The following is a 13,689-nucleotide window of genomic DNA, read 5'->3' as shown; positions in this document are numbered from 1 at the left end:
TGCCTGTTATTTTTTCTTTTCTGCGTGACCGCGGAATGTACGGGTTGGAGCAAATTCTCCCAACTTGTGACCAACCATGTTTTCTGTTACATACACAGGTATAAATTTATTACCGTTGTGTACTGCGAATGTATGACCAACGAAATCAGGAGAGATCATGGAACGACGTGACCATGTTTTTACAACTGATTTTTTGCTTGATTCATTCAAGGTAAGAACTTTTCTTTCCAGGTTATGATCAATATACGGTCCTTTTTTAATTGAACGTGCCATTATTTTTTCCTTCTTTCAATGATATAACGATCCGACCCTTTTTTCTTATCACGGGTTTTGTAGCCTTTAGCTAATAAACCTTTACGTGAACGTGGATGACCACCTGAGGCTCTACCCTCACCACCACCCATAGGGTGATCTACCGGGTTCATGGCTACACCACGAACTCTTGGTCTGCGGCCCAACCAACGGTTACGGCCTGCTTTACCTAACACCGCGTTTGCTTTTTCGCCATTTGAAACGGTACCGATAGTTGCCAAACAAGTTGACAGTATCATACGTGTTTCGCCTGAAGGCAATTTGATGATAGCATATTTACCATCGCGTGCTGAAAGCTGAGCATAAGTACCGGCGCTGCGGGCAATAACACCACCCTGGCCTGGGTTTAACTCAATGTTGTGGATGATAGAACCTAACGGGATGTTTTTCAAAGGCATGGTATTACCAACCTCTGGAGTAGCAGTCTCGCCAGATACAACTATTGTACCAACTGTTAAGCCTTCCGGAGCTATCATATATCTTTTCTCACCATCTACAAAGTGTAGCAGAGCTATACGTGCAGAACGGTTAGGATCATATTCAATAGTGGCAACTTTTGCCGGGATATCAAACTTATTACGTTTGAAATCAATTAACCTGTATGCTTGTTTATGACCACCGCCTAAGTAGCGCATAGTCATTTTACCGCTGTTGTTACGACCGCCCGATCTGGTGTTGGCTGATACAACCAACGACTTTTCAGGAACGTTTGTTGTAATATCTGAGTTAGATACATCAACTCGGAAGCGGGTACCCGGTGTAACCGGTTTAAATCTCTTTACTGCCATGTCTTAATTATATATTGCTGTAAAAATCAATTGTTTCACCGTCCTTCAACGTAATGATCGCTTTTTTATAAGTTGCAGCACGGCCTGAAACGGCGCCTGCCTTAGTGTTGCGAGTTTTAAGTTTGCCGACGTATTTCATGGTGTTTACCGCCGTAACGTTTACACCATACATTGCCTCAATGGCTCCTTTAATCTGAATTTTGTTTGCTCTGTGATCAACTTTGAAAGCATAACGGTTAAGTTTCTCGGTTAATTGAGTTACTTTTTCAGTAAGTAGGGGTTTCTTTAAAATTTCCATAATTACTTAAGCTAGTGCTTCCTCCAAAGTTTTAACAGCACCTGTAGTTAATAACAGTTTGCCTGCGTTCAACACATCATAAGTGTTCAACTGCTCAACCGAAATAACTTTTGATTTTTTCAGGTTTCTGCTTGATAAATACACATTGTTATTATCAGCGGCTGCAATTACCAATAATGTTTTATCATTAGTAACATTCAGATCAGCCTCCATTTTAAGGTAGTTTTTAGTTTTGATGCTATCGAAGCTAAAATCTTCCAATACTAAAATGTTGTTATCTTTTGCTTTGTATGATAAAGCTGATTTACGTGCCAGTGATTTCAGTTTCTTGTTTAATTTGAAGCTGTAATCGCGTGGTTGCGGACCGAAAACGCGGCCACCACCGTTAAACAACGGAGATTTTACGCTACCTGCACGGGCACCACCTGTACCTTTTTGTTTATATAATTTGCGGGTTGAACCTGCAATTTCGTTACGCTGTTTTGCTTTGTGTGTACCCTGACGCTGGTTAGCTAAATACTGCTTTACATCAAGATAGATCGCGTGATCGTTGGGTTCAATGCCGAATACCGACTCAGGAAGCTGCACCTTGGCACCTGTTTCTTTACCTGATACGTTTAATACGTTAACTTCCATCTTATTTATCAACTATTACGAATGAACCCTTAGCTCCTGGGATGGAACCTTTAACAACTAACAGATTCTGCTCCGCATAAACTTTCACAACTTGTAAGTTCTGAACTTTAACACGGCCGTTTCCGGTTTGACCCGCCATACGCATACCTTTAAATACGCGAGATGGCCATGATGACGCACCCAAAGAACCCGGTGCACGTAAACGATTGTGCTGACCGTGAGTTTGCATACCCACACCACCAAAACCGTGACGTTTTACCACACCCTGAAAACCTTTACCTTTTGAGGTACCAACCACATCCACAAAATCTCCCGCAGCGAAAATCTCTACAGTAACAGTGTCACCTAAGTTTTTTTCGTCTTCGAAAGTTTTGAATTCAACAAGTTTACGCTTTGGAGCAGTACCTGCTTTTTGGAAGTGACCTTTTAAAGGCGCAGAAGTGTTTTTTTCCTTTTTGTCGCCATATGCCAGCTGTACAGCAGCATACCCGTCTGTATCTACAGACCTAACTTGTGTTACCACGCAAGGGCCAGCTTCGATTACTGTGCAGGGAATATTCTTCCCTGTTTCGTCGAAAATGCTGGTCATTCCTACTTTTTTACCAATAATTCCTGACATTTCTTTAATTTGTTTGTGCCCATCGAAGCAGTAGGGCTTCGTTCAAGGCATATTATTTCCCCTAAAGGGACGGCAAAGATAGGAATTTTGTATTAACTCTCAAATAGTTAGTGAATTATTTTTTAATATTTTTCCACAATCATTTTTAACAAGAGCTTTGCGGGTATTTAGCTGGCGCCTAAGGTATTTAATACGTGCCGCGAAATTATGATTTTTGGAGTTTACTCAGAAATGATAAAAACATGATGGCTAAAGATTCCTGAAATGTAAATCCCGGGTTTGAATTTTTCAAAATCTGGTTTTACAACAGCCAACAATAAAGCTCATATTAACTGTAAATGCGCTGCTCTAATTTGATCTGGGTTAATATCCGGCTGAATTAAACTTTTGATCACCTAACTATCTGCAATTCAACATTCTTTTATTAAATTGAGCTTTCTTTAAAACTATTACTGATCATGAAAGCCACTACCCCAACCATTACTATCGCGCTCATCTGCTCCCTGCTTTTTAGCTGTAAACCAGAAGCCAAACCACATGACCGTATGGGCAAGGCCAGCCGGGCCGATAAAAACGGCTGGATTTACCTGCACATAGAAGGCTCTCCGGCCGATATGGGCTATCAGCATGGATACCTATTATATAAGGAGATAGATACGCTGCTTAAAGTGATGGCCTACTACCTGCCTTACAGCAGTAAAAAAGACTGGGCATTTTACCGCAGCGCGTCGGCCCGGTTCTTATGGAAAAAGATAGATAAGGAATACCAGGACGAAATACGCGGGATAGCCGAAGGCCTGCAAGCTCACGGCCTTAAATATGATACATTGGACATCACCGCCCTTAATGCCAACATTGAGCTGGCCCAATATTATGTGCCAGGCCTTATGAATAAGATAAAACCCGGCAGTGGCGATAACAAAGCCCCCGGCAATTGCAGCGCATTTATAGCTACCGGTCGTTATACTAAGGACGGTAAGATAGTAATTGGTCATAATAACTGGACAGACTATATTATAGGTGAACGCTGGAATGTGATAGCCGATGTAGTGCCCCAAAAAGGCAACCATATATTAATGGACTGCGCGCCGGGCTTTATCCACAGCGGCGACGATTTTGTGGTCACCAGTAATGGTATACTCATTACCGAAACCACCATTACCGGTTTTAAAGGTTTTGATACTACCCGTACCCCTGAATTTGTGCGCGCCCGTAAAGCATCACAATACAGTAAGAATATAGATGATGTGATCAGGATCATGAGTGCGGATAATAATGGCGGCTATGCCAACGACTGGCTCATTGGCGATACCAAAACCAACGAGGTAGCCAAACTGGAGCTCGGATTAAAAACCGTAAAAGTATGGCGGTCAAAAGATACGGCCATGATCGGCTCAAACTTCCCGAGTGATCCGGCGCTGATTAAAACAGAAACTACTTTTGATGTGAACGATAAAACCACCTCGCCCAATGCCCGCAAGCTCCGCATGGAAAAACTAGTATGCCTGGATTATAAGGGCAAACTGGATGTTGAGAACGGAAAAATGATTGAGGGTGATACCTTTGACGCCTTGCAAGGTAAAAACGCCTTTAACCGCTGCATTATCGACGGGCACATTGATCAGGACCCTAAAGGCTGCCCCGAATGGAGCGAGGGCCCCTACTTCCCAATGGGTGCCGTACAGGGTAAAGTAACCACAACCGCCCTGGCCAATAAAATGCAACTATGGGCACACATGGGTCACCCTGGCGGAACCGATTTCCTGGCTGCCCCTTTCTTCAAGCAACACCCGGAGTATAATTACCAGGCCAAATACCTACGGGATATGAAAGCTTATCCATGGACATTGTTTGCAGCGAAGTAGGTGGCTGTCGCCCGCAGACATATTGATCATCAGACTTACGAAGTTTCAAAAACTTCGTAAGTCTTAAAAACCCTCTATTGGCGCAAGTCTTGTGTTGTGGAGTTGTGTGTGTAAAGGCTGACTTGTGACCTCAGCAGAGCACAAGTCAGCCCTCCATAGGCGACCACACAAGACTTGCGCTAAAAGCGGGATATGAAAGCCTATCCATGGACATTGTTTTCGGCGAAGTAAAGACCATTATCCTTAGACATATTGATCATCAGACTTACGAAGTTTTTGAAACTTCGTAAGTCTTAAAAACCCCTCCCCACGGCTACTGTGTGAACACATCTTTTAATGTGCCCTGTAGGGGCTGAATGTCGGTAGAAGAAGGATCAAAAGAAATTTTTACGTGCCTAGGTACGTCACTTTTTAACTTCGTGGGGCAAATAATAGTGCATTAATAGACCCTAAGTCGGTTAGTGTAGTACCTATGGCACTAAAAGAGGTTGAATTTTATTATTTCTACCGACATTTTGCTCCTCTGGAGCAGCTTTTTTAATTGTTAGTGCATTGAAAAGATGTGTCCACACAGTAGCCCGGGAGGGTAATAGCCCATGAGTAGACATAACGGACAAATAATATTAAAAAGGGGGCTGTCACCCTGAGCTTCGTCGAAGGGTCGTGCGCAGAGGCCTGCCCACCATGCTTCGACGAGCTCAGCATGACACCCTTTTTTGAACAAATGTCCAATGATGGGCTATTACTCTCTCAAGAGGGAAATCGCACTATGCCCGGCTTTCTTCCGGACACATAACCGCCTGAAATACAATTTCAAACGTTTGTGTTGTGGTTTACTGCTGTAAACGCGGTTTTATAAAACATGATCAATAAGATCAATAAGGCGGTGACTATTCATCCACCACCTAAGTATTTGAAAACTATTAAATTACCTACTGTCTTCTCTTCCCAATATCCCCGCAGCTTATTAAAAATACGTTTTAGCAGTGCCTTTGGTCAACAAGCTGTTTTTAAAAGATGGTTTTGCTAATATCTCGCGGAAGCACATAAAATTATTCTTGTGGTTAAATTTTTAACAAACGTTTGCGTGGCCTTTACATAGTTGATTAACTACCCATTTCATAATTTAAGTTAAAATTAACCGACAAAATTTTAACAAACCTTTACATTATGAAAAAGAACCAATTACACTATCTGGTGTGTTTTATGCTGCTTGTATTATTTTCCTGTAAAAAGGATGCGCAAAAGAGTTTAGCCGCCAACGGGGCTGCCGACGTCAAAAGCCAATCGCTGGGCGGCTCATCGCTCCGGGTTTCTATGGGCGGTAATGCCTTCGTAACTACCCTGGCCTCGGGTGGGGTGGAAACCGTAACCTCAACCACATTGGCTAACTGGACCAACCCAAACAGTATCTTCTCTTCCTATTTCCGTTTAGGCAATACCGGTTCGTTAACCGTAAAGGTAAAAGCTAAGGTGGCATCAGGCAGCAGCGTAATTAAACTGACCATTAACGGGATAGCCTTCAATGTATCTATGACTGGTTCAGCCTTTACTACCTATGATGTAGGCACGGTAAATGTTACCAGTGCCGGTTATGTACGGGTGGATTTTCAAGGTGTAAGCAAAACCGGCGGCTATTATGCCGATGTATCCGACCTCATCATCAGCGGACCCGTGGTGGCATCTAATGTGCAGTACGCTAATGACTCTACCAATTTTTACTGGTCGCGCAGGGGGCCATCAGTTCACTTAGGTTATACTGCGCCGGCCAACTCCCAATGGTTTTATAACGAGGTTACCGTTCCTGTTGGCCAGGATCCGGTTGGATCCTATTTTATGGCTAACGGCTTTAGCCAGGGATATTTCGGGATGCAGGTAAATTCCTCAAGCGAGCGCCGCATCCTGTTTTCGGTATGGAATCCAACCGGCGGTACTACAACCAGTACCCGGGCAGGCGCCGGTGTTGTAGTAAAAACATTTACCGGTGAAGGCGAAGGCGGACAGGCTTACCTGGACTATAACTGGGTTGCAGGTACTACCTATAAATTTTTGACCGAAGCTGTACCCGATGCATCCGGCAATACTACCTTTTCGTCCTGGTTTTACGCGCCCGAAGTTGGTTCATGGAAATTCATCACTTCCTGGTTAAGGCCATCTACCAATACCTATTTAACAGGGCTGTATTCATTTGTAGAGAATTTTACAGATACTAATGGCTACCTGGGCCGTAAAGGAAATTTTGGCAATCAATGGGTAAAAAGCTCAACCGGTACCTGGACCGAGCTAACCAGTGCCTATTTTGACGGCGACGCTACCGCCAACAACCAACAGAGAATGGACTATGCCGGCGGTCTTTCCGGCAGTCAGTTTTATTTACAAAATGGAGGCTTCTTTGCCAATTATGTAACCCTTAACCAAACATTTACACGCACAGCTACAGGCACGCCGCCAAGCATCAATTTTACAACGTTGCCATAGTTAACAAGACATTATATATAATAAAGGCCGTGTCGTATTGCGGCATGGCCTTTTGTTTTACTTTTAAAAAATGCTTTTATCGAGATAATTATAATTTTATATTACCCCTTTGTAATGATGATCAATGGAAATAAAAAAAACATATTTATTTATTCCTGGCGGATGGCATGGGGCATGGGCATTTGACCCGGTAACTACAAGGTTAAAAGAATTTAACAAGAAATACTTTGCATTAACCTTACCTGGGCTTGAACCGGAACCTGTTGAACAAGATAAAATCATTAACCTGACCACACACATTCAATTCGTAATTGATTTTATAGTTGAAAGAGATATTACCAATGTGATATTGTGCGGACATAGTTACGCGGGAATGGTTATTACCGGCGTAGCAGATAGAATTCCTGAAAGAATATACGCACTTGTTTATATTGACGCTTATATTCCAAAAAATGGCGATTCCTGCTGGAAGCTTACGAGTGATCATTATCGAAATCTTTTTGCATCCGGAGCAGAAAATGATGGTTTTACGGTTGCGGTTCCGCCGGGATCAGAAAATAGGAGACGACCTCAATCTTTAGCCACATTCATACAAAGTTTACAGCTGACCGGAAGTTATGAGCAAATCCGTAATCGCACGTTTATTTATCTCAGCGGCTGGGAAGGAACGCCTTTCAAAAAACAATACGAAATATTAAAAAATTCCGCAGACTGGCATGTTAAAACCATTGATTGCGGACATAACGTAATGACACAACGCCCGGATGAATTAACAACTATATTATGTGATCTGGATAAATAAAAAATACCGGAAAAAAGAAATAATATCGAATTTGAATAAATCCCCTGCAAATAATTAAACTCGAAAAGTTTTCAGACTCATTCGAATCATTTTTTAATAAGGATAACGTTACCGCTTGTATAAGCGACAGGCGCGTTCTTATTCACCTGTACCTTATTTAAAACATATGTGGTACTACATTCGGTTTTAGTTGCTGCAACAGTACTGATCATGGTATCTGTTTTCAAGTTCTTTATTTTGATATAACAGGTATCCAGTGTCCGGGTATAAGGAACAGGATATACAAAATGCGATCCGGCAGGCACCGCTTCTTTCAACGGTGGAGAAACAGAATCTAATTTACCTGAGCTGTTTCTGAACACAATTTTAATATCAGTTAAGGCATAGGGAGGATTTGGAGAGAAAAAGAAGTCTTGCCCACTGGTTTTATCAACTACCTGAAATCTCACAACCTGCAATATTAATGCAACCGGTGCAGGCGGACAGATCTTGGTCTGATTTTTATTTTTTGAACAGGACACCACGATCCATAAAAGCAACAGACCGGCGATGCATTGGATTATTTTTTTCATAAACTAATTGGTTTAACAAGAGCAATGTATATACATTACGTACCGGATCTATCCATACGCTACAGGGGTTATATATCTTTGTCGGATATTGCGGATATTTGTATACACTAAGCCAAAAACCGATCGTTTGGTATGTTGTATTTGACAGTCAATAATTGATATTTTTTAAAGTTTCAAAAACATGTTAAAACCGCATTGAAATTTGTTAAAAGGTTTAGAATCGATGGTTTTGAGTGAATTTAGAGCTGTTTTTACACCATTTTCGACCAGAAATTTGTTAAAATTTGAGGTTTAAAAAGTTTTTCCGCTTATTCCATCATCAATCTTCTGATGAGTTCGGCGCTTTGTTTTTTGCCTTCTTCCAGCCGGTCGCCAAAAAAAGCCTGCACCTCGTTGAAATGTTTTTTGTAGCCTTCCATATCGCCATAACCAATAATGGACGACCATTCCCGCACCGCCGAATGAAATTCCAGATCGTCGCCCCGGATGGCCTTATCATATAATGCCGTCTCGATGGATTCTTCCAGCAGATCTTCATTCTTGAACAGATATTCGGCAATACCCAAACGCAGGCGGAAGGGTGGAGTTTGGCAAATGAGGTTGTCATAAGGGTTTACACCCAGGTGGTACCAGGCATCAACCATGCTCAATATGCTTAAATGCGAATTTGGTTTTTGCTGGCCGGGTTTCTGCGACAGGGAAAATTCGCGCATCACCGCGTCGTTCAGCATAATAGGTTTACGGCTTTCGTGAAAAACAAAGTCGCGGCCCCGGTACAAACGCTCTCTGAAGGTTTTGGCCTCCTCCTTGATCATGAGCTTAAACAGCTCCGATTCCGACTCGGCATAGCGTTTAACCTGTTGTCTGGCGTAAGGGTTCAAAATAGCCAAACCGGCATATACGTGTGCTTTATAGCTAAATATACGCAGCATGGTCAATATCTTTACATTGTCGATACCGCCTACGTAGGAGTCATTTTCCCATGGAAAAAATCCTGCCGATTTCCACCCGGTGCCCATACTTTCAAAACCTACATGGGTTACGGCCTGGGTATCAGCTACAATTTTATCATGTTCATGATAATCGGCAATTTCAACAATATTGCTGCCAATGGCGGTAAACAGGTCATACATCCGCTGGTAGGCATCGGGCGTGGTACGGTGGGGTATCAATATCAATGTTTGCCCGGCTGGTTCAAATCCAGGGCCATGCATACCATGAAAAGTGACTATCTGAACATCAGCAGGGAGGTATTTTTCAAAAAGGGCTATCTCCGGATGTTTTACAGATGTTTGACCTGCCACAATAGCGCCATATTTGGTCAGCGGACCGCACTCGGCCACTACCTGCTCCATTTTATCGGCCTCAACCGAATAAATGACCAGGTCATTGGTGCGGGCAACATCTTTACCGCTATCCATTATGTTTATTTTGTATGGTGCCAGCTCAGTTTCAAGCCTGTCCCTGTTTTCGGGCAAATCGCATCCGCAAACGGTGTAGCCAGCATTTGCAAAAGCTTTGGCATACAAACGGCCCATGTCGCCTAACCCAATAATACCTATATTCATGCTGCTAATATAACCATGAGTAGCAAAATTACGTATGAAACCTTACATTAGCCCCTACAAACCTGCAGGATATTATAATAAAAACCAATAGATATCCTGTTTTGTTAACATAGGATACCTAATTTTACATCTAATGAGCAAGCATTTTTTATTCCGTATCGGTATTTTAACAGTCGTTTTTTTTAGCAGTATCAGCGCGGGGTTTGCCCAGGATACCTTAAAAAAAACAGGTGCAGTAAAACCAGCCATCCAGAAGCCGCCCACTATAAAACCTGCTACTATAAAACCAGCAGTGCCTGTTAATCCTTTGGCCCACAGATATACGCAGCCAAAAGCTACCGCGGCCGATTCGGCATTAGAAAAAGACAAATCACTTAATGGCCAGTATAAATACCTGATCAGTAAACTATACCACTACCAGGAACCATTGGCATCGGCTCTTTGGAAAAACATGCGTGATACGCTGAACACCGAAAGACGTAAACTGGCCGAAGCGCAATCAAAGCTCGCAACGCTAACAAAAGATATCAACAGCCTTAAAACTGATGTAACCACTAAGGATCAGACACTTTCTGAATCAAACGCCAAACGCGATGAAATAAACCTCCTGGGTATCTCGCTCACCAAATCATCCTACAATTTATTGATGTGGGGACTGGTTATTGCATTTGGCGCTATAGCCACCATTGTTATTGCCCGTTCAGGCGCACATAGTCGTGAAGCTAAATACAGGACAAAATTGTATGAAGAGCTCGACGAAGAATATAAAGCTTATAAATCAAAAGCCAACGAAAAAGAGAAGAAACTGGCCCGTGAACTGCAAACAGAGCGTAATAAGCTTGATGAATTATTAGGCCGGGGGTAGTTTTTGATTTCGTATTTGAGAATTGCGATTTCGGATTTATCATATCATTTTGCCATCATGAGGAACCAAGGACCTATTTTAGGCTTTGCAAGCACCCTTTTAGATAATTCACCCCGTTGCGCATGACGTGTTTCATCATGTCATTGCTGCGAGGAGGAACCCTGTATCGCATGCGATTGCCATGCTGCGCTCGCAATGACATATTTATTATACCATGAATAACAGCCCTCTTTTAACCCTCATTACCCCAGGTAAGATCCATTGCTGATATAGGCCTGCTTTACGCCAAAAACGAGTATGATATAGAACGGTACACCGAACTGCGGCACATCAGCACACAAATGCTGGATCAGGTTTCGGGTTATGGAGAAGAAAAGATCGGCATACTTTTTCCGCAGGCTACCGATTACCCTACAGCTAAAGTTGATGTGCGGGGTATCCTGCTCTCTCCCGACAATAAAATATTGCTGGCCCGAGAAAGCACCGACGGCAAATGGTCGTTACCCGGTGGCTGGGGTGATATAGGTTACAGCCCAAAAGAAGTGATCGTCAAAGAATTTCAGGAAGAAACCGGGCTTGACGTTGTACCCGAAAGGTTGCTCGCCGTGTTTGACAAGAAAATGCACGCACACCCTCCGCAACCGCTTTATGTATATAAAATGGTGTTCTATTGCAAGGCATTGTCCTTTACCCTTAATAAGGGATTTGATGTACTTGATGTGCAGTATTTTGGTATTGACCAGTTACCCGAGCTATCAGAAGACCGTATACTCAAAAGCCAGATTGAAATGCTTTATCAAAATATCCTATCCGGCAACATGGCCGTTTACGTAGATTGATACTATGCTCACCTGCTAAGCAAACTGCAAACCGGCAACTGCCTACTGCAAAGTTTTACCGGTATTGGGTAAACTTGGCAATGTGCGTTTATCAGGGGGTAAAGCCATAAATTTCTTATAGGAATCGTTGATATACACCGTAAGCGATTCGCCATTATTGTTTTTCAGAAACGCATAAGTTGGGCGGTAAAGGGTCATGAAATTTTCAAGATCCTGACCACGTAATGGCACCAGGCTTTGCACATAAGTGGCATTAAATATTTCGTCAACATGCCTTTCCTCTTCTTCACGTTTAAAGTATTTTTTCAGGCGACGGGCATCACGGGCATCTTTACTGAACCATGATGATGGCGACAATGGATAAACTTTGCTTCGTGTGTAAATCTCAGGATATTCTTTATGCGCATCAAAAGATTGCCTGGTCGAGGTGATATTAACCTGGCGCAGGGCAATGGTTTTGGTTACCATTTCTATCTTTTTAGGCGTAAGATTAGTTACATACAAGGTATCAGATATATATCCCGGCGAATCAAATATCAGTGTGTGACCAGTTTCGGTATTTATTTGAAAATTACCTTTATCGTCGGTAATGGTTATTTGTTTTTTGTTGTTATCGTCCCTTATAAAAACATTGGGCATCCGGTTGTTTTTACCTGCTTCATAAACGGTGCCCTTTAACACACTTTGAGCGTTCACGGTACCCGCAATAAAAAGGGCAGAAAATATTATAAAGTATTTAGGTTTCATATGCCGATCAATTAAGCTGTAAATTAAACCTATTTTTTCCAATAATGGTTTTGGATTTAACACTTTTAGGCATGTTTTAACAATTAATGACAAATGGGTGAGTTCAAGTTTGCCAAAACTTACTTTGAACTATTGTTTATTTGCCGCATATATAAAAACGCGCCTGTCTACTCAGTGTCTTTTTAGGGATCACAAAAAAAGCCGCCTCATGATAATATCATGAAGCGGCCTGTAAAATTATTATAGATATACTGTCCCGGTATCGGTTGGGTAATTAATACCTTGTTACTTTAAAATCAGATACACCACCCGTCATGTGGATGTATATTTTGTTTTTAGCGGCATCAAACCCAGGGGTTTCGTACCGGTTATCATCCTTCTTGTCAAAGCCATCAAAATCGCTTGATGACAGGCCTGAATTAGTGCGGATGCTGCAAGCCGCGTCTTTTGGCACATTGATCTTTACTTCTGATACACCGGTTGATACCTCAACATTGGTAGTTGCCAAAGGATTGCCCAGCTTTACTTCAAATGATGCCGCGCCTCCCTTTAAAGTTAAGTTTTTTATTTTGAATTTACTAAGGTCAAAGTTAAGTTTTGTGGCGCCGGTCTCTACATTAACCTCCCATACCGGGTTAGGGTTTAGCTTAATGTCGGCCCTGTTGGCTTTATCTTTGTCCTCATCGCTATCAATATGCCAGCCTTTGTCATTGCGCAGATGCAGGTTTACTACATACATCGAATCGTCTTTGCTGGAAGTAAACTCGTATTTGCTGCCATAAAACTCTTTGGTTTCGGCTTTAAAAAGCTGATTGGTAGTATCATTTAAAGTATAAGTAGTACCGCCACCGCTAATGTTAAGACGGGCAAGTTTGGCATCCGGTGTATATTCTTTATTAAAAATACTGCTGCCCGATACCTTAACCACACCGTGGCCCACGCTACCTGTGCTATCGCTGTCGTCGTTGTCATCATCGTCATCATCCTTGTCATCATTATAACGGAAATTATAATGATTGGGCCAAAATCTGTAGTTATCAAAATGCCCAAACATAAGCAACCCGAAACCCAGGATAACCACTCCCAATTTTAAGATGGTGGCCCATGCTGTACGGTTGCCCGCAAAAACCAGGTTAACACCACCCATGATCAAAAATATGGGCCAAAGGTGTAGTACATTCATCCAATGGAAATCTATATACCCAAAGTTGTTAAGCAGGAATATGGCTCCTATGCAAACCAGGATAGCGCCCGGAACTAATCTATCGTTTCTCATTTTAATATTCTTTTATATTTATGA

At 42.3% G+C, this 13,689-nt stretch carries 14 protein-coding genes; 5 read left to right on the top strand and 9 right to left on the bottom strand.

Annotated elements, in window-relative coordinates:
- Positions 1 to 6: 6 nt before the first annotated feature.
- The 5 genes from rpsS to rplC are packed head-to-tail and all read right to left on the bottom strand — an operon-like array spanning position 7 to position 2,653.
- Positions 7 to 273 (bottom strand): 30S ribosomal protein S19, encoded by a 267-nt coding sequence (gene rpsS / locus AB6735_RS12975; protein ID WP_076377419.1) that lies wholly within the window; start codon positions 271 to 273, stop codon positions 7 to 9.
- Positions 273 to 1,100 (bottom strand): 50S ribosomal protein L2, encoded by an 828-nt coding sequence (gene rplB, locus AB6735_RS12970; protein WP_370996291.1) that lies wholly within the window; start codon positions 1,098 to 1,100, stop codon positions 273 to 275. Before rplB ends, rpsS begins: the two co-directional genes overlap by 1 nt.
- A gap of 7 nt (positions 1,101 to 1,107) precedes the next feature.
- Positions 1,108 to 1,398: a 50S ribosomal protein L23 gene (gene rplW, locus AB6735_RS12965; RefSeq protein WP_067059752.1), complete on the bottom strand. Its 291-nt coding sequence runs from the start codon at positions 1,396 to 1,398 to the stop codon at positions 1,108 to 1,110.
- Between the two features lie 6 nt (positions 1,399 to 1,404).
- Entirely contained in the window at positions 1,405 to 2,034 is a 630-nt protein-coding gene (gene rplD, locus AB6735_RS12960; protein ID WP_370996290.1) for a 50S ribosomal protein L4, read from the bottom strand.
- A 1-nt stretch (position 2,035) separates the two neighbouring features.
- Positions 2,036 to 2,653: a 50S ribosomal protein L3 gene (rplC, locus tag AB6735_RS12955; protein WP_166095886.1), complete on the bottom strand. Its 618-nt coding sequence runs from the start codon at positions 2,651 to 2,653 to the stop codon at positions 2,036 to 2,038.
- Between the two features lie 458 nt (positions 2,654 to 3,111).
- On the opposite strand from rplC, the gene AB6735_RS12950 reads away from it, so the two are divergent.
- The 3 genes from AB6735_RS12950 (at position 3,112) to AB6735_RS12940 (ending at position 7,798) form a co-directional block, all read left to right on the top strand.
- The gene (locus AB6735_RS12950; protein ID WP_370996289.1) at positions 3,112 to 4,518 is read left to right on the top strand and encodes a C45 family autoproteolytic acyltransferase/hydolase; all 1,407 of its coding nucleotides are present in this window, start codon (positions 3,112 to 3,114) and stop codon (positions 4,516 to 4,518) included.
- A gap of 1,170 nt (positions 4,519 to 5,688) precedes the next feature.
- A complete protein-coding gene (locus tag AB6735_RS12945) occupies positions 5,689 to 6,996 on the top strand; it encodes a DUF3472 domain-containing protein (protein ID WP_370996288.1) in 1,308 nt (435 codons plus the stop codon).
- 124 nt (positions 6,997 to 7,120) lie between these two features.
- Complete coding sequence (locus AB6735_RS12940; protein WP_370996287.1) at positions 7,121 to 7,798, top strand: alpha/beta fold hydrolase; 678 nt, start codon at positions 7,121 to 7,123, stop codon at positions 7,796 to 7,798.
- 86 nt (positions 7,799 to 7,884) lie between these two features.
- Here the strand turns inward: AB6735_RS12940 and AB6735_RS12935 are convergent, their stop codons facing one another.
- Entirely contained in the window at positions 7,885 to 8,370 is a 486-nt protein-coding gene (locus AB6735_RS12935) for a hypothetical protein (protein ID WP_370996286.1), read from the bottom strand.
- Positions 8,371 to 8,678: 308 nt separating this feature from the next.
- Positions 8,679 to 9,938: an NAD(P)-binding domain-containing protein gene (locus tag AB6735_RS12930; RefSeq protein ID WP_370996285.1), complete on the bottom strand. Its 1,260-nt coding sequence runs from the start codon at positions 9,936 to 9,938 to the stop codon at positions 8,679 to 8,681.
- 133 nt (positions 9,939 to 10,071) lie between these two features.
- Between AB6735_RS12930 and AB6735_RS12925 the strand changes: the two genes are divergently transcribed.
- A complete protein-coding gene (locus AB6735_RS12925; protein ID WP_370996284.1) occupies positions 10,072 to 10,803 on the top strand; it encodes a hypothetical protein in 732 nt (243 codons plus the stop codon).
- Positions 10,804 to 11,063: 260 nt separating this feature from the next.
- On the top strand, positions 11,064 to 11,642 hold the full coding sequence (locus AB6735_RS12920) for an NUDIX hydrolase N-terminal domain-containing protein (protein WP_370996370.1): 579 nt from the start codon (positions 11,064 to 11,066) through the stop codon (positions 11,640 to 11,642).
- Positions 11,643 to 11,684: 42 nt separating this feature from the next.
- On the opposite strand, the gene AB6735_RS12915 is transcribed toward AB6735_RS12920, so the two are convergent.
- Positions 11,685 to 12,389: a carboxypeptidase-like regulatory domain-containing protein gene (locus AB6735_RS12915; protein ID WP_370996283.1), complete on the bottom strand. Its 705-nt coding sequence runs from the start codon at positions 12,387 to 12,389 to the stop codon at positions 11,685 to 11,687.
- A 274-nt stretch (positions 12,390 to 12,663) separates the two neighbouring features.
- On the bottom strand, positions 12,664 to 13,665 hold the full coding sequence (locus AB6735_RS12910; RefSeq protein WP_370996282.1) for a LiaI-LiaF-like domain-containing protein: 1,002 nt from the start codon (positions 13,663 to 13,665) through the stop codon (positions 12,664 to 12,666).
- Positions 13,666 to 13,689: the final 24 nt, after the last annotated feature.

The sequence above is a fragment of the Mucilaginibacter sp. RCC_168 genome (genome assembly GCF_041355315.1).
Lineage (GTDB): Bacteria > Bacteroidota > Bacteroidia > Sphingobacteriales > Sphingobacteriaceae > Mucilaginibacter.
The sequence above is the reverse complement of the archived record's forward strand: the minus strand, read 5'-3'. Positions and strand labels throughout refer to the sequence as shown.

Bases quoted from the DNA above. Each gene is read 5' to 3' on its own strand.
- rpsS (WP_076377419.1), bottom strand. From the start codon at position 273: ATGGCACGTTCAATTAAAAAAGGACCGTATATTGATCATAACCTGGAA.
- rplB (WP_370996291.1), bottom strand. From the start codon at position 1,100: ATGGCAGTAAAGAGATTTAAACCGGTTACACCGGGTACCCGCTTCCGA.
- rplW (WP_067059752.1), bottom strand. From the start codon at position 1,398: ATGGAAATTTTAAAGAAACCCCTACTTACTGAAAAAGTAACTCAATTA.
- rplD (WP_370996290.1), bottom strand. From the start codon at position 2,034: ATGGAAGTTAACGTATTAAACGTATCAGGTAAAGAAACAGGTGCCAAG.
- rplC (WP_166095886.1), bottom strand. From the start codon at position 2,653: ATGTCAGGAATTATTGGTAAAAAAGTAGGAATGACCAGCATTTTCGAC.
- AB6735_RS12950 (WP_370996289.1), top strand. From the start codon at position 3,112: ATGAAAGCCACTACCCCAACCATTACTATCGCGCTCATCTGCTCCCTG.
- AB6735_RS12945 (WP_370996288.1), top strand. From the start codon at position 5,689: ATGAAAAAGAACCAATTACACTATCTGGTGTGTTTTATGCTGCTTGTA.
- AB6735_RS12940 (WP_370996287.1), top strand. From the start codon at position 7,121: ATGGAAATAAAAAAAACATATTTATTTATTCCTGGCGGATGGCATGGG.
- AB6735_RS12935 (WP_370996286.1), bottom strand. From the start codon at position 8,370: ATGAAAAAAATAATCCAATGCATCGCCGGTCTGTTGCTTTTATGGATC.
- AB6735_RS12930 (WP_370996285.1), bottom strand. From the start codon at position 9,938: ATGAATATAGGTATTATTGGGTTAGGCGACATGGGCCGTTTGTATGCC.
- AB6735_RS12925 (WP_370996284.1), top strand. From the start codon at position 10,072: ATGAGCAAGCATTTTTTATTCCGTATCGGTATTTTAACAGTCGTTTTT.
- AB6735_RS12915 (WP_370996283.1), bottom strand. From the start codon at position 12,389: ATGAAACCTAAATACTTTATAATATTTTCTGCCCTTTTTATTGCGGGT.
- AB6735_RS12910 (WP_370996282.1), bottom strand. From the start codon at position 13,665: ATGAGAAACGATAGATTAGTTCCGGGCGCTATCCTGGTTTGCATAGGA.